Genomic DNA, 17,097 nt, shown 5'->3' on the forward strand with positions numbered 1-17,097 from the left:
TTTGCGTTGCTGGTTATTCATGCGTATTATCCATTAAAGTTTACATCAATGATGAGTAGTTTATTGATCTTGTTGGTTGTTTGTTTGTAGCAACCATCCAGCCGTATATAGTACCGGCTGATTTCAATTTGCAGGGGTGGTTCCGGGAAGTTATTCATTTGGGCAACGCGTGAATAAGCGGCAGGGGAATAATGTTGTTTTATATGTTGCTGTAATGCGTGGAGGGTGGCTGGTGGGAACCGGCGTTTTTCGGCAGCGGTATATGTTCTGCAGATGAAGAAGTTGTTGGCTTCGGGGAACAGTGTTTCCCAGGGAGATCGGTAATGTTTCCACAGGAGCAGTGGTTGCTGCTCAATAACGGCGCTGGTTTCGTAGCACTGTGATACTTTTATCCTGTTTGATTCGCCGGTGGTAACGGCCAGCATCTGGCCTTCGATGGTACGGAGGTGTGCCAGCCGGAAGTAGAGGGTATCCGGATGCAGTTCAAAGTCGTTGAGTTGTGTATCCGGTATGATCCAGTCGAGGGAGAAATAGCAGTCACCGAAACGGATATACGTAGTAGAGTCGCGGCACACTACGTATACTTCGTTGGAGGCAACTTTCGCTGTTGGTGCAGGCATGGCTATCAGCTGCATGGTATCGATCTGCACCGGTTTTTCCTTTACGGATGTTACGGTTCGATGGCAGGCAGGCAGCAACAGTAATGCGATTGCGGGGAGAAAAAATATCTTCATGGTATACGGATACTGTACGAACATTGACGTCAGGCATAGTCCCCTTTTACGGAAGGAACAGTTATTCTGCGTCTACAGCGTCGGTAGTATCTACTTTCCTGTTAAGGGCTTCCCACAAGATATCTTTTAATTCACTGAGGCCCTGGTTTGTAACAGAGGAAATAAATACATGTGGAACATCTTCCGGCAGCTCGGCTGATATAGCGGTTTTCAGCTCATCGTCCAGCATATCGCTTTTACTGATGGCCAGCAGAAACTGTTTATCCAGTAATTCGGGATTATATTGTTCCAGTTCATTTACCAATACTTCAAAATCTTTGCGGTGGTCTGCACTATCAGCTGGAATAAGGAATAATAATACGGCGTTTCTTTCAATATGTCGTAAAAAACGGTGGCCTAATCCTTTTCCTTCATGGGCGCCTTCGATGATACCGGGGAGGTCGGCGATACAAAACGACTTATTGTCGCGGTATTCCACCATTCCGAGTTGTGGGGTTAGCGTAGTAAAGGCGTAGTCGGCCACTTTAGGTTTAGCTGCGGTGATAGTAGACAGGAGGGTGGATTTGCCGGCATTGGGGAAACCTACCAGTCCAACATCTGCCAAAACTTTTAACTCCACTACTTTCCAGCCTTCCCTGCCGGGCATACCGGGTTGAGCGTATTCGGGTGTTTGGTTGGTGGCAGATTTAAAGTAGGCGTTACCTTTACCGCCTTGTCCGCCGGGAATCCAGATCACTTCCTGGCCGTCGTGGAGGATTTCGGCTTCCACCTGGCCGGTTTCTTCGTCTTTAGCCTGGGTGCCTAGTGGAACTTCGATGATAATATCTTTACCGAAACGGCCGGTACAGTTGTCGCCGCTACCGTTTTCACCGTCTTCTGCGAGCAGGTTTTTATGCCAGCGGAGGTGCAGGAGGGTCCACAGCTGTGAATTGCCTCTTAAAATAACATGTCCGCCTCTACCGCCATCGCCGCCATCAGGGCCGGCCTGCGCATTAAACTTGGTACGCATAAAGTGCATACTGCCTGCGCCACCTTTCCCGGATTTACAAAATACACGGATATAATCTACAAAGTTTGCTTTTTCCACTAGTTCTCAATTTTTAATACTCTGGGGTCCATTACCACAGAAAAACAAAACGCAAAGATCGTGAAGTTTGAGCTAATTAGCACCATCATGTGCCAGGAGCTCTTTACTTACAATCTTTGCGTTGTATAATAAGATGCTAAAAGTCTTAATCACAGCGGGATTCCGCTTACTGCACTTTTTCTCCTACCAGTTCATCCAGTTCTTTGGAGAGCAGTTCGAATACTTCTTCTTCTGTACCATCGCCTTTCACTTTTTTGAATTTGCCGAATTTGGCATAGTGATCAGCCACAGGAGCCGTTTTATTATGATATTCCACGATACGCGCTTTCACTACATCTTCAGAGGCATCATCGCTGCGGCCGGAGGTTAATCCACGGTTCAGCAGGCGTTTTATGAGCGCATCTTCCGGTACTTCCAGTGAGAGAACGGTTGAGATAGACGTTTTTTTCAATGCGAGCAGTTTATCCAGAGCCTCTGCCTGCGCAGTGGTACGGGGAAAGCCGTCGAAAATGAAACCACGTGTATCAGGATTAGCGTCCAGCTTAGAGCTGATCATGCCAATCACCACTTCATCCGGTACCAGCTGGCCCTGATCCATAAACTTTTTGGCTTCCAGTCCCAGGGGTGTTTTATCACCGATCTCGCTGCGAAGCAAATCGCCCGTGGAAAGATGAATAAGTCCGTATTTCTGGATAATGTTAGCACTTTGTGTACCCTTGCCGCTACCGGGAGGGCCAAATAAAATGAGATTGACCATGTTTTATTAAAATCTACTTTACTCGCAAGGTTGCAAATATAAGAAACAGATGAATGTATTGGTAATTAAAATTACGATTGATTAAACTAAATGTAAATATTCTGACAAAATAGTGAACACATTTCAATTTTTTACCAGAATCCATAAAATATCTTCAACAGGGTATTCTAATTTAATGAAATAGTTTGGATCTGACAAAATCATATGATTATTATTAGTAATTCTTTGATATTCAGGGCTGTCGGGCTGGATTTCCGCATGAATATTTGTAAGTTTATGATATGAGGAAACAATTATTGGTTGCAGGACTTACAGGCCTAATGATGACAGGCAGCGCCATTTCTGCGCCCCTGGTATTTAAGGAAAAGAAGAGGCATAAAAAAATGACTACACAAAAGGTGGCGCCACAGCAGGACAAAGCCTCACAATGGGCAGATAGTGTGTTTCAATCACTCACCCCCGAAGAACGTATCGCCCAGCTGATCATGATCCGCGCGCATTCCAATCTCGGGCAGGATCATATTAATGCCGTCGTTAAAGATATACAGGATAACAAAGTAGGAGGCGTCATTTTTTTCCAGGGCGGCCCGGTGCGGCAGGCCAATCTCACTAACTACTACCAGTCTATTTCAAAAGTACCCTTGCTGGTAGCCATTGACGGCGAATGGGGGCTTGGCATGCGCCTCGACAGTGTTATTTCATTACCGCGGAACATGATGATAGGCGCTATGCAGGATACCACCCTGGCGTATGATGCCGGAAAGCTCATGGGAGAACAATGCCGTCGCCTGGGTATTCATATTGATTTTGCGCCCGACATGGATGTGAATAATAATCCTTCCAACCCGGTGATCAACGACCGTTCCTTTGGAGAAAATAAATACCAGGTGGCCCGCATGGGAGTAGCTGCCATCAGGGGGATGCAGGATGCCGGCATTATGGCCTGCGCCAAACACTTCCCCGGCCATGGCGATACCAATGTAGATTCACACCTGGACCTGCCCACCATCAATAAAACAAGAGCGCAGCTCGATTCCCTGGAGTTGTATCCTTTCCGCGAAGCTATTGCTGCCGGCGTGCAATCTGTAATGATTGGCCATCTTTATATTCCTTCTATCGATAAAAAACCAAATACACCTACCTCTATTTCTTACAATGCCGTTACTAAGCTGCTGAAGAATGAAATGGGTTTTAAAGGACTGATCGTTACCGATGCACTTGAAATGAAAGGCATCGCAAAATTTTATACCAACGGACAGGAATCCTTACAGTCGCTGCTCGCCGGCAACGACCTGATGATTCTTCCGTCTACCGCAGAAGGCAGCGTGGAGGCTATTAAGAAGGCAATCAAAGCCGGTAAAATCAGCCAGGAAGAAGTAGACGGACGCGTGAAAAAAGTATTGCGCGCCAAATATAACCTCGGACTAGGGCAGCCGCAGCACATCGATACTGATCATCTGGCAGAAGACATCAACGCCAAAACAGATACTTTACGTAAACGTATTGCGGAGAAAGCCATCACCCTGGTACGCAACGATAAGAAACTGGTGCCTTTTTCACCGGCCATGACCCAGCAAAAGCTGGCGGTAATTGCCGTAGGAGCTGATGCCAGCAACACTTTCGTGGAATCAGTGAAGAACTACAAACCCGGTACGGATGCGTTTATTTTCACCTCGCGGCAGTCCGTACAACAGATCGCACCGATTGTATCCCGCATACAGCGCGACTATAAGGCGGTTATCATCAGTTTGCATGAATACAGCCGCCGGCCCGCAGGAAACTTCGGGTTGTCGATGGCGGAGCGGCTGATTATCCGCCAGCTCCAATCGGAAATGCCTTCGGTGACAGTTGTTTTTGGCAACCCCTATGCGATCCAGTATTTCTGCGACGCGCCTCACCTGGTGGCCGCGTATGAAGATGACAGCACCACCCAGAGAGCCGCTGCAGACCTGCTTTTCGGGCAACTGGGCCCATCCGGTAAGCTGCCGGTAACTGTATGCCCGGATTTGCCTTCCGGCACCGGCATCACTTATGAAGTGAACAAGTTTAATTTGTTGCCTACCGCTACTGCGCTGGAAGCCGGCATCAATGAACAGGCACTGCTGCAGATCGATGGTTTGGCCAACGATATGATTGCGCGCGGTGCAGCGCCGGGAGCGCAGGTATTAGCCCTGAAGGACGGGAAGATTATTTATAACCGCTGCTTCGGCCACTACGAATACAACAAACAGGAACCGGTATCGCCTACTTCTATTTATGACCTGGCATCGGTGACCAAAGTATGCGCTACCACTTTATCGGTGATGCGGTTATATGATGAAGGGAAACTGAACCTGGATGCTACGCTGGGCGTATACCTGCCGCAGGTGTTGGGTACAGATAAAGCAGGATTGCGCATCCGCGATATTCTTTTGCACCAGGCAGGACTGGTAGCCTTTATACCGTTTTATAAGGAAACCCTTTATAACAATGCGCAGCCCGATACGGTGCTGTATCACGCCAGCCCGGACGCTACCCACGGGATCCGCGTGGCGGATGAGATGTACATGGAAAACAGCTATGTAGATACCATGTGGCAGCGGATACTGGATAGTAAGTTATCGCCGCGGCAGGGGTATGTTTACAGCGACTGTGATTTTATTTTCCTGGGGAAAATTGTGGAGCAGTTAACGGGTAAGAAGTTGAACGAATATGTGAGTGAAACTTTTTACGTTCCGATGGGATTGGCGACCACGGGCTTTTTGCCGAGAACGCGTTTTCCTTTGACGGAGATTGTTCCTACGGAGCGTGAGTATTCTTTCCGCATGCAGTTATTGCGGGGAGATGTGCACGACCCGGGAGCAGCTATGTTTGGTGGGGTGGCTGGTCATGCCGGATTATTTTCTGATGCTCATGATGTGGCGGTAATCATGCAGATGTTACTGAACAAAGGATCTTTCAATGGCGTGCAGTATATTAAGCCGGAAACGGTGCAGTTGTTTACGGCGTATAATAGCCATATCAGCCGCCGTGGTCTTGGGTTTGATAAGCCGGAAAAAGACAATGCTACCCGGCGGGAACCGTACCCTGCCAGGAGTGCTTCTGCGGCTACCTTCGGGCATACCGGTTATACGGGGACGTGTGTGTGGGCGGATCCAACATCAGGGCTGGTATTTATTTTCCTGAGCAACAGGGTGTATCCTAACGGCGGCGTTAACACGAAAATAACGGCGCTGCATACCCGGGAAAGAATGTTTGAGGCCGTGTATGAATCAGTACGTAAATAGGAGATAGGAAATAATAAAAGAAGAGGTGGTATCCGTAAAACGGTACCACCTCTTTTCATTTTTCAATTATGCGATGTGGGACTACTCTGATACGGAAACGCTCCTGTTGATCATGGTCTGCGTTTTTATGGCAATAGCTTTTTCTGCCAGTTTGTTTTTTCCGCTTCTGATTTCGAAGGTGTAGTCTCCATCCTCAAGAGAACCGAGGTTGTAACGTGCTTCGAAGCGCAGGGTAGCGGGCAGTGTTTCGCGGTGCAGCGTGTTATTGAAATTGTCTTTTATGTAGAGCGTCAGCTTTTCGTTGGAAGGATTATCCACAGAAAGCTGGAATAACAGCTGGTCCTTTTGCAATTGCGTGATATGTACGTTGAAAGCTTCGATGGGAGTTTCCCGTACAGGTTTTTCCTTTGCCAGTCGTGCTGCATTGTAAGCAAATGTTTTTGACTGTGCCGCAGCATGTAAAATTGGAGATAGGATAGTAACAAATACCAACAAAGCTACTTTGGGTGCTAAAACAACAAAACGTAAATGTTTCATGACATTATTTTTTTAATGTGTTCGTCTTTTTTTTAATTAGGGCGGTATTAGCTAATACAATGGTGCCGTTTAAATTTTCAATGCAAAGCTCCGACGCGCGGATTAACAGAACATTACGCCTTTGTTAAAATAATGTGAGTATTTAACCGGCTTGTTAGGCATTCATTCCCTATTTTTGCACCGTTTATGGAAGCAGTTACAATAAAAAATAACCGCCCCGTGGCCATCTGGTTATATATAGGCGTGGGCATGTTGATAGTTCAGGTATTGCTGGGAGGGATCACCCGTTTAACCGGCTCGGGCCTGTCCATTACTGAATGGCAGCCGTTATTGGGCGCTTTTCCGCCGATGAATGAAGCGGCCTGGCAGAAAGCATTTGATGGCTATAAACAAATAGCGCAGTATAAGTATATTAATAGCCACTTTACCTTGTCGGATTTTAAGTTTATTTTCTTCTGGGAGTGGCTGCATCGCGATTGGGCGAGGCTGATGGGGTTTGTGTTTATTATTCCGTTTATTTACTTTGTTATTAAGAAGAAGATTAACAAGAGCATGATAAACCCGATGATCATCCTGTTTGTGTTAGGTGGTTTGCAGGGCTTGATAGGATGGATCATGGTGAAGAGCGGCCTGAATGAGGAAAATTTGTATGTTAACCATATCCGTTTGGCCATTCACTTTATATCTGCGCTGGCGTTGCTGGCATATGTGTTCTGGTTTGCGTTGAAGCTGAGTGTGCATCCGATAGAAATATTAAAAGTTCCGGCTTTATACAAACTGAATATCTGGTTGCTGGTATTACTGGTAGTGCAGTTGGTGTACGGCGCTTTCATGGCCGGATTGCATACGGCATTGGTGGCAAACACCTGGCCGGACATCAATGGCTCCTGGGTACCCGCCGGCATGTTTTCGCAAGGCGGATTCGCTACAGATATTGCGCATAACCCGATTACCATCCAATTCATTCACCGCGGACTGGCCTACCTGATTACTATTCTCATCGCTATCTGGTGGTGGAAAGCTGCACAAACACCGGCTAACAGCCTGTTACACACCATCCGTTACCTGCCATTGCTGTTGGTATTGCTGCAGGTGCTGCTGGGCGTGCTGACCCTGTTAAACAGCCAGGTGAAGATTCCCATCAGTTATGGAATTTTACACCAGGGTGTGGGGATGTTGCTGATGCTGTCGCTGATCTGGACCCTGTTCCTTAGCCGGGGCGTGAGAAGCGGGAATTGATTTTCTGCCCGGTGTAAATTCCTGCCGTCATAAATCCGTAAATTTTCCGTAGGTTTATTCGTAATAATCGTCTGATGAAGGTGAAGTTATTACTGATAAAAACTTACTATTCTTTCCCTATACAGTTGCTGCTCCTGCATTTCAGGAAGTACCAGGTATTACTTATTTTTTGGGTGATCCTGTTCAGCACCATCAATGGTGGTTTTGCCAAGGTGTTTGGTGGAGATGCACTTTACCTGGCGCCGGAATACCTGGGCAAAGTAAATTTCTACAGTACTACTATCCTGGGACTAGCCACCGGCATGTTTATTATGAGCTGGCAGATTACCACCTTTATATTGCATACCGGCCGGTTTAAGTTCCTTGCCACCACTTCGCAGCCATTTTTCAGGTATTGCCTTAATAATGCCATCATACCGCTGGTATTTATTTTCAGTATGCTTTACCGCGGATGGGAATACCAGCGGTATGAACAGCTCAATACCGTTCCGGATATCATGTTGCTGGGGGAAGGGTTTATCTGCGGAGTGTTGTTTATATTCTTCTTCTGTTTTTTCTATTTTTTTAATGCAGATAAAAATATTGGCAGACGCCTGGAAAAGCGTTTCGGTAATCCGCGAAACTTCCTGCGGATGATCCTGAAACCCAACCAGGATCCAGATGAAAATGCGCTGCCGGTACATAATTATTTCTCTACGCCCTGGCGTATCAGAAGGGCGAGGAATGTGGATCACTACAATAAGCATTACCTCGACAGTATCCTCAAGCAGCATCACTTTGCTGCGATGATCACCGTGGGGTGCTCGCTGGTTTTCCTGGTGATACTGGCTTACATGATGGATTATGATGTGTTCAGAATTCCTGCGGGCGCCAGTGTGCTCATCTTTTTTGCGTTTCTCATCGGGGTGGCGGGCGCCTTTTCCTATATGCTGCAAACCTGGTCTATTCCCATATTGCTGGTGATGTTGTTTGGTTTGAACTGGATGGTGGAACATAACTGGGTGGATAACCGTAATAAGGCTTACGGGTTGAATTACCGGGAGAAGAAGGCCCGTCCGGAATACAGTGTGGCGGCCCTGCAACAATTTTTTACCCGGGAGCGATACGAAGCGGATAAGAAACAAACCCTGCTGATATTAGAGAACTGGAGAAAGAAGTTCCCGGCGGGAAAAAAGCCCCCGCTAATTGTAATGAATTTCAGCGGCGGCGGCAGCCGTTCTGCCACCTGGAGCGTAAACGTATTACAGCGGCTGGACAGTATGCTGCAGGGCCGGCTGATGAAGCACACGGTGCTGATGACCGGCGCCTCCGGGGGTATGCTGGGGGCCAGTTATTTCCGGGAGTTGTATTACGAACAGCAGCAGGGGAAACCTATCCGCCTGTCTGATAATATATATGCAGAGAAGGTATCACAGGACTTACTCAATTCTGTATTTTCTGCTATGGCCGTGAATGATTTTATTACACCGTGGAGGAGTTTCAGTATCGGGAAAAATCATTACGCAAAGGATAGGGGTTATGCATTTGAAATGCAGCTGAATGAGCATACTGACAGTGTGTTGGATAAAACGCTGAAAGACTACCGGGAGCCGGAAGCCCATGCAGACATTCCCATGCTGATATGGAATGCTACTATTAATGCAGACGGGCGCCGGTTAATGATTTCCCCACAGCCAGTCAGTTACTTATGCAGCCCGCAGTACCAGTATCCTACACGGCAGGTCAGGGATATCGACGGGGTGGATTTCGGACAATACTTTGCGGCACAGGATGCGATGGACCTGCGAGTAACCAGCGCGATCCGTATGTGTGCTACGTTTCCTTATGTACTGCCTAATGCGTTCCTTCCCAGCAATCCTATTGTGGATGTGATGGACGCCGGTATCCGCGATAATTTTGGTCAGCAAACCACGTTGCGATATTTATACACGTTTAATAAATGGATCAATGAAAATACCAGCGGGGTGATATATATCCAGATCCGTGATACCCGCAAGAATGACATTTCCCCGATCAAAAAAACGAAGGATCTGAGCGACCTGTTATTTGAGCCATTGTTTACCATGCAGCAGCACTGGAGCGCCATGCAGGATTTTGACCAGGATGATTTACTGAATTATATGGAAGGATATTTCCCGGATAAATTTCACCGGGTAATTTTCCAGTATGTGCCGCAGAAGCAGGACAAGGCGGCGGCTTTATCCTGGCATCTTACCTCCCGGGAGAAGCTGGATATCGCGCATGCGCTGGACAATCCTGCGAATCAGAGTGCGTTGGAGTATGTTGTAAAGCTGCTGGAGGAATAGGGTTATTCCTTCAGGAACTTCAGCAGGGGCGCAATAAATTTCGTATAGGCTTCAATGTGGGGAAGATGTCCTACACCTTCGATAGGTACCAGCGTGGCGTGTGGAATTTTTTTCGCAGCAGCGTTTCCCAGTTCAGGATAATTCCCCATTGTTTTTCGCACTTCTTCCGGAACGTTGGCTTTTCCTAAGGCGGTACGGTCGCGTTGCCCGATAATAAGGAGGGTGGGGACGGTAATATTCTGGAACTCGTACAGCACGGGTTGGGTAAAGATCATGTCGTAGGTGAGGGCGGAGTTCCAGGCTACCAGGGAGTAGTCGGGGCTGCTGGTCCAGCTGGCTTGGAGCTGCGCCCATTTATCGTAGGCGGGCGACCATTTGCCGGCGTAGTAGCTGTCCATCATATATTGTTTGATCTTCTCATAGTTCTGTTGCAGTTCTGCTTTATACCATTTATCTACTGACTGATAGGGCACTTTCACTTTCCAGTCTTCCAGCCCGATGGGATTTTCGAGGATGAGTTTTTCGGTCACCTCCGGGTACATTAATGCGAACCTGGTGGCGAGCATGCCTCCCATTGAATGACCGAGCACGGCTGTTTTGGTTATTTGCAGCGAGTCGAGCAGTGTTTTGGTGTTTTGCGCCAGTTGTTGGAAGCTGTATTGGAGGTGTTGGGGTTTGGATGACTTGCCAAAGCCGATCTGGTCCGGGATGATGACCCGGTAGCCGTTGTTGCTGAGGTCCGCTGCGGTGCTGTCCCAGTAGGCGCCGCAGAAATTTTTGCCATGGAGGAGTACAATTGTTTTACCGTTTGGGCGGGAGGGTTGAACGTCCATGTAGGCCATTTGAAGGGCTTGCCCTTGTATTTGCAGTTTCAGGAAATGTACCGGGAACGGGTATTTATATTCAGAGAGGTTAATATCCTGGGCTGGTATTTGTGCGTATATGCGGGAGGTGACGAGGGAGAGGCAGGCGATGGCGAGGAGATATAGTTTCTTTTTCATGCGAGGGGTATTAAGCGGTTAAAACGCTGTGGGGTGGGCAAAATTGACGCCATAAAACTATTTGTTTACAATATTTGGATATAATTAATTGTAAATCAATGATAACCAACCTATTGCAAGGGCGTTTTCCGGGCTGACCAAATGATTACATTTATTTAAAACGTGACACCTTCATTCTCGCTATGTTTTCGTACCTTTGCGCCTTCTTTTTGTAGCTATTAGCGTAAATTTAGTTAATGGCTGATAGCTAAAGATTTAAGTATATGAACATTCGTAATATCGCAATTATTGCACACGTAGACCATGGTAAAACTACTTTGGTTGACAAAATCCTTCATCAGGCTAATGTATTCCGGGCTAATCAGGAATCAGGAGATCTGATCATGGATAGTAACGATCTTGAAAGAGAGCGTGGTATCACCATATTCAGCAAGAACGCATCTATTGAATATAAGGGAACCAAGATCAATGTGATTGATACTCCAGGCCACGCCGACTTTGGCGGTGAGGTGGAAAGGGTATTGAAAATGGCTGATGGTGTTATCCTGTTGGTGGATGCTTTTGAAGGTCCGATGCCACAAACCCGTTTTGTGTTGCAGAAGGCTTTGCAGCTGAATCTGAAACCTATTGTTGTAATCAACAAGGTAGATAAGGCTAACTGTCGTCCTGATGAGGTACATGATGCAGTTTTTGAATTGTTCTTTAATCTGGATGCAACAGAGGATCAATTGAACTTCCCGACATTTTATGGCTCTGGTAAAAATGGCTGGTTTAACAGTTCATTAGAACAGAGTGAAGATATTTCTCCATTGATGGATGGTATCCTCCAGTACGTTCCGGAGCCAACCACTCCAGAAGGTAACCTGCAGATGCAGATCACTTCATTGGATTACTCTTCTTTCCTTGGTCGTATTGCTGTAGGTAAGGTGGCCCGTGCTTCTATTGAAGAAGGACAGTGGGTTACTTTGATGCAGACAGATGGTACCAGCAAGAAGCAGAAAGTGCGTGAGTTGTATATCTTCGAAGCGTTAGGTAAGAGAAAGGTAACTAAGGTATATGCCGGCGATATTTGCGCGGTAGTTGGTATTGAAGGTTTTAACATTGGTGATACTATCGCTGATGCTGAAGAGCCGGAAGCGTTGCCAATTATCAGTGTGGATGAGCCTACCATGAACATGTTGTTTGGTATTAACAACTCTCCGTTCTTTGGTAAAGATGGTAAGTTTGTTACTTCCCGTCACCTGCGTGACCGTTTGATGAAGGAAACTGAAAAGAACCTGGCACTGCGTGTAATGGATTCTGACAGTGCTGATAGCTTCATGGTTTATGGTCGTGGTATCCTGCACTTAGGGGTATTAATTGAAACCATGCGTCGTGAAGGTTATGAGTTGACCGTTGGTCAGCCTCAGGTAATTGTGAAGCATGTGGATGGTAAAAAATGCGAGCCGTATGAAACCCTGGTGGTAGACGTTCCGCAGGATTTTGCCAGCAAGGTAATTGATCTGGTAACCCGTCGTAAAGGTGAGATGCTGATCATGGAAACCAAGGGTGAAATGCAACACCTGGAATTTGAGATTCCTTCCCGTGGTTTGATTGGTTTGCGTACACAGATGCTTACTGCTACTGCAGGTGAAGCAGTGATGGCGCACCGTTTCAATGATTACAAACCATGGAAAGGTGCTATCCCAGGCCGTAACAACGGTGTGCTGATTGCCAAAGAAGCTGGTACTACTACTGGTTACTCTCTGGACAAACTGCAGGATAGAGGATCTTTCTTCGTTGATCCGGGAGAAGAAGTATACAAGGGTATGATCATTGGTGAAACCAACAAGCCAGGTGACCTGGTGGTGAATCCAAATGAAGGTAAGAAACTGACCAACATGCGTGCGAGCGGAACCGATGGTGCTGCTAACATTGCGCCTAAGATACTGATGACACTGGAAGAATGTATGGAGTACATCCAGCATGACGAGTGTATAGAAGTTACTCCTAACTTTATCCGTATGCGTAAAGTAATACTGGATGAAGAAGAGCGTAAGAGATCAGCTAAGAGCATGAAAGCAGAAGCTTAATTGCTTTTGTTTGTAAGATAATAGTAAAAAAAACAAAGCCGCTCCGTTTAGGGGCGGCTTTTGTTTTTGGAGGGAAGTAGAGGGGAGACTTCACTCCCGGGCAAAAAAATCCCCGCCCAGGATAAGGCAGGGATGTGCATACTAACCCAATGCTTACTAAAACTAAAACTAACTTCTATGTATGTTTAATACTAAGTTTCAATTCAATGCTTATTCAATTCAATAGCAGCCAATATTAAGCGGCATCCTGCTTTTCCTGAATCTTCACTTTAATCTTGGCTTCGATTTCTGCTGCCAGTTCAGGGTTATCATTCAGCAGTTGTTTCACTGCATCACGGCCCTGGCCTAATTTATTGGTATCATAGCTGAACCAGCTACCACTTTTCTGAACAACGCCATATTCAACACCCATGTCGATGATTTCTCCTGTTTTGGAGATACCCTGACCGTAAACGATATCGAATTCTGCCTGGCGGAACGGAGGCGCTACTTTATTCTTTACCACTTTCACTTTCACGCGGTTACCGATTGCTTCGTCGCCATCTTTAATCTGGCTCATGCGGCGGATATCCAGCCTTACGGATGCGTAGAACTTCAGCGCATTACCACCGGTGGTAGTTTCAGGGTTACCGAACATAACACCTATCTTTTCACGCAGCTGGTTAATAAAGATGCAGCAGCAGTTTGTTTTGGAGATAGTGGCGGTTAATTTACGCAGTGCCTGTGACATCAAACGGGCTTGTAATCCCATTTTGCTTTCACCCATTTCACCTTCCAGTTCACTTTTCGGTACCAGGGCAGCAACGGAGTCAATTACTACTACATCTACTGCGCCGGAGAGGATCAGGCGATCTGCTATTTCCAGCGCCTGCTCACCGTGATCCGGCTGTGAAATTAACAGGGAATCCACGTCAACTCCCAGTCTTCTGGCGTAGCTGCTGTCAAAAGCATGCTCCGCATCTATAATGGCGCAAATGCCGCCTTTTTTCTGTGCTTCAGCGATTGTATGGATGGCGACGGTTGTTTTACCGGAAGATTCAGGACCATATATTTCTATGATTCTTCCTTTGGGTAAACCGCCAATTCCAAGTGCGATATCAAGGCCCAGGGAACCCGTGGAAATGATCTCCATCGGCGCTTCTGCTTTTTCCCCCATCATCATCACAGATCCCTTCCCGAAATCTTTCTCAATCTTGTCCATTGTGAGGCGCAGGGCCTTCAGTTTTTCTGCATTGGCTGTAGACATATAAGTAATGTTTTTACAAATTTAATAGATAGCTGATCACAATTAGAAAGCAAATTAATTGGACTGCTAAGTTATGATCTAATTTTTTATTTTCCTAAATATTTTAGCATTTTCTTTTAAATGCTAAATAAAGTAGTAATCCTTTTCCGTGCCGTTAAGAACTTCCTGTTAAAAATTTTTTTCTTAAAACCTTAAAAGGGTTAACCCCTAATGGCATAACAAAGATGCGAACCCATTACGCATTGAATGTGCGTAACAACAAAACCTCAAAAAAAATAATTAGCCGGCGGAAGTGAGAATTCTACTGCATTTTTAAAAAGCGTAGTTATACGCTTGAGTATCAGCGCAGAAAGTTTCACTTTTGTACTGTCAAGTTTAGTTGTTGAAGTTAATCCCCTACTGTTTGTTAAAATTGTTTGTTAGCCTGCCTTGCGGCCTTGCATCCATGTGAAGATGAAATGGTGAAGTGGTCAAGGTTAAACCCCAAAAATTTTTATCGCCGTTCTAAATGTTGTTCTCCCTGATCCCTGGCTGGTGGGCTGACTTGTTTCAGCATTTACCGGCAGGGGAGCAGGGATAGAATGGTGAAGCACCTATTTTACGAGGATCCAGCACGCTGCCAGCTGCGAAACAATACCAATCAGGAAACCGATGTAGATTTCACGTGGTTCATGTGCTCCCAGCACCAGGCGGGAGGTAGCTACAATACCGGCCACAAAAAAAGTAATGACCAGTGGGATGGATACATTCATATGCATTCCCCACATCAGCGATAATAAAAGGCCGATTATGCCGCCCCAGCCTACGGTATGCATGCTGGTTTTTATAAAATTATTGGTAACAAAAGCGATAGAAACACTCAGGAACACGCCCAGGAAAAACGCGGTATAGAATTTTGGCGCCCGGCCTTCCTGTTGAAAAGTATAAAATGCCCAGAAGTAATAAGTAATCATCGCTACGTAAGGAATGATCCTGTCGCGTTGGGTTTTCATATGAACGGAAGAAACAAATTTCAGCGCCTTGGCCAGTAAAAGCGTGAGCACCGGGAACCCGATACTGATAATAGCCACCCTGAAATACAGCATATCGAAGGCGAACCTTTTGCTCAATGGTTTAAAGGCGACCATATATTCCGGAATGGATTCCAGTACCAGGAATGTTACCAGCAGGGGAATGAACAGCGGATGTGAGAGATAGGAAATGATTAAAGCCAGGGATTTCATTGCCTTTGGAAACTCCGGCTCCAAACGTATATTTCCGTTCCTGTCTAAAACAGCTTGTTCTTGCATGGTATGGTTCTTATAATTCTTTACGTAAACGGGCTACCGGAATATTCAGCTGCTCCCTGTATTTGGCCACCGTACGGCGGGCAATGTTATATCCTTTATCCTGCAGCATCTTCGTGAGGTTTTCATCACTGAGTGGTTTACGTTTGTTTTCCGCCTCAATGAGGTCTGACAGGATCTTCTTTACTTCCCGGGTGGATACTTCCTCGCCGCTGTCGGTAGACAGGGATTCGGAGAAGAAGAATTTCAGTTTGAAGGTACCGAACTCGGTTTGTACGTATTTGCTGTTGGCCACGCGGCTTACGGTAGAAATATCCAGTTGCGTGCGATCCGCGATATCTTTCAGGATCATAGGCTTCATGGTGGTTTCATCTCCCGTAAGGAAAAATTCGCGCTGGTAATCCATGATGGATTCCATGGTAGACAGCAAAGTATGTTGCCGCTGCTTGATGGCGTCTATAAACCATTTGGCGGCATCTATTTTCTGTTTGATAAACAATACGGCTTCTTTCTGGCGCTTATCTTTTTTATCGCCCCGGTCATACTCCTTCAGCATTTCGCGGTAACCACCGGAAATCCGCAGATCGGGAGCGTTACGTGAATTCAGCGTAAGTTCCAGTTTACCGGCGTTGTTTAAAATAAAGAAGTCGGGCAGTACGTAGCTTTCTGCTTTATTCAGCGTGGCGAAATTGCCGCCTGGCTTGGGAGTGAGCTTGATGATCTGGGTGATGGCTTCTTTCAGTCCTTCGTCGGAAAGGCCTAATGCCTTCTGGATCTTCTCGTAGTGCTTCTTGGTAAATTCGTCGAAGTAGTTTTCGAGGATGGAGTAGGCGTTGTGCACGCCGGGATCGTCCTGTGGCTTACGTTTCAGCTGGAGCAGGAGGCATTCTTTCAGATCGGTGGCGCATACGCCAGCCGGATCAAAGTCCTGGATCTTTTTGATCAGGGAGTTGATTTCTTCTTCGGTGGTGTCAATATTCTGTGAAAAGGAGAGATCATCCACCATGGAACTGATTTCCCTGCGCAGGTAGCCGTCGTCGTCGATACTGCCGATGATATGTTCGGCAATGGCATTCTGGTGGTCGTCCAGCTCGAGCATACCCAGCTGGCTCAATAAGTGTTCATGAAAAGACGTTTCCACCCGGATCGGGATGGTTTTATTGCTTTCGTCCGGATCAGGATAGTTATCGTCACGCAGTTTGTAATCCGCCACATCATCATCTCCTTCACTTACATATTCAGAAATATCGATATTGTCGTATTCATTTTCACTGCCATCGGGTTCAAATTCATCTTCTTCTGCGGGAGCTTCATACTCTTCCTGTTCTTTGAACTCGTCTTCTCCTGCTTCTTCGCCATATTCCAGCGCCGGATTTTCTTCCAGTTCTTCTTTGATCCTTTCTTCCAGGTTCACAGTAGGGACCTGCAGCAATTTCATGAGCTGAATTTGCTGGGGAGAAAGTTTCTGTAATAGTTTCTGCTGTTGTGTCTGCTTTAACATAATTATTCCCTGTCAGGGCAAAATTAATAAGTATAAGGTTAACAGAGCTATCGCTGTCAGCATTT

At 46.4% G+C, this 17,097-nt stretch carries 12 protein-coding genes; 4 read left to right on the plus strand and 8 right to left on the minus strand.

Features of this window, described 5'->3' with window-relative positions; translation table 11 throughout:
- Positions 1–26 precede the first annotated feature (26 nt).
- The 3 genes from QFZ48_RS11310 to QFZ48_RS11320 form a co-directional block, all read right to left on the minus strand.
- Positions 27–734 carry a hypothetical protein gene (locus QFZ48_RS11310; protein ID WP_429042969.1) on the minus strand — a complete coding sequence of 236 codons (708 nt, stop codon included), beginning with the start codon at positions 732–734 and terminating at the stop codon, positions 27–29.
- A gap of 61 nt (positions 735–795) precedes the next feature.
- Positions 796–1,821, minus strand: coding sequence for a GTPase ObgE (gene obgE / locus QFZ48_RS11315; protein WP_370908792.1), 1,026 nt, complete (start codon positions 1,819–1,821; stop codon positions 796–798).
- Between the two features lie 166 nt (positions 1,822–1,987).
- The gene (locus QFZ48_RS11320; RefSeq protein ID WP_370908791.1) at positions 1,988–2,578 is read right to left on the minus strand and encodes an adenylate kinase; all 591 of its coding nucleotides are present in this window, start codon (positions 2,576–2,578) and stop codon (positions 1,988–1,990) included.
- Between the two features lie 281 nt (positions 2,579–2,859).
- Between QFZ48_RS11320 and QFZ48_RS11325 the strand changes: the two genes are divergently transcribed.
- Positions 2,860–5,844 (plus strand): glycoside hydrolase family 3 N-terminal domain-containing protein, encoded by a 2,985-nt coding sequence (locus QFZ48_RS11325; protein ID WP_429062320.1) that lies wholly within the window; start codon positions 2,860–2,862, stop codon positions 5,842–5,844.
- An 81-nt stretch (positions 5,845–5,925) separates the two neighbouring features.
- On the opposite strand, the gene QFZ48_RS11330 is transcribed toward QFZ48_RS11325, so the two are convergent.
- Positions 5,926–6,381, minus strand: a complete 456-nt coding sequence (locus QFZ48_RS11330) for a hypothetical protein (RefSeq protein WP_429042962.1) — start codon at positions 6,379–6,381, stop codon at positions 5,926–5,928.
- Between the two features lie 186 nt (positions 6,382–6,567).
- Here QFZ48_RS11330 and QFZ48_RS11335 point away from each other — a divergent pair, with 186 nt between their 5' ends.
- Positions 6,568–7,620, plus strand: a complete 1,053-nt coding sequence (locus QFZ48_RS11335; protein WP_429042961.1) for a COX15/CtaA family protein — start codon at positions 6,568–6,570, stop codon at positions 7,618–7,620.
- Positions 7,621–7,694: 74 nt separating this feature from the next.
- Complete coding sequence (locus QFZ48_RS11340) at positions 7,695–9,926, plus strand: patatin-like phospholipase family protein (RefSeq protein ID WP_429062323.1); 2,232 nt, start codon at positions 7,695–7,697, stop codon at positions 9,924–9,926.
- Between the two features lie 2 nt (positions 9,927–9,928).
- Here the strand turns inward: QFZ48_RS11340 and QFZ48_RS11345 are convergent, their stop codons facing one another.
- Positions 9,929–10,927, minus strand: coding sequence for an alpha/beta fold hydrolase (locus QFZ48_RS11345; protein ID WP_429042955.1), 999 nt, complete (start codon positions 10,925–10,927; stop codon positions 9,929–9,931).
- Between the two features lie 263 nt (positions 10,928–11,190).
- On the opposite strand from QFZ48_RS11345, the gene typA reads away from it, so the two are divergent.
- Entirely contained in the window at positions 11,191–12,999 is a 1,809-nt protein-coding gene (typA, locus tag QFZ48_RS11350; RefSeq protein ID WP_370908785.1) for a translational GTPase TypA, read from the plus strand.
- 235 nt (positions 13,000–13,234) lie between these two features.
- On the opposite strand, the gene recA is transcribed toward typA, so the two are convergent.
- From recA to rpoN, 3 genes are all read right to left on the minus strand, one after another.
- The gene (recA, locus tag QFZ48_RS11355; protein ID WP_370908784.1) at positions 13,235–14,245 is read right to left on the minus strand and encodes a recombinase RecA; all 1,011 of its coding nucleotides are present in this window, start codon (positions 14,243–14,245) and stop codon (positions 13,235–13,237) included.
- 593 nt (positions 14,246–14,838) lie between these two features.
- Positions 14,839–15,534, minus strand: coding sequence for a hypothetical protein (locus QFZ48_RS11360; RefSeq protein WP_370908783.1), 696 nt, complete (start codon positions 15,532–15,534; stop codon positions 14,839–14,841).
- 10 nt (positions 15,535–15,544) lie between these two features.
- A complete protein-coding gene (gene rpoN / locus QFZ48_RS11365) occupies positions 15,545–17,032 on the minus strand; it encodes an RNA polymerase factor sigma-54 (RefSeq protein ID WP_429062325.1) in 1,488 nt (495 codons plus the stop codon).
- Positions 17,033–17,097 lie beyond the last annotated feature (65 nt).

Origin of the sequence: Chitinophaga sp. W2I13 (assembly GCF_050434005.1) — a bacterium.
Classification (GTDB): domain Bacteria; phylum Bacteroidota; class Bacteroidia; order Chitinophagales; family Chitinophagaceae; genus Chitinophaga.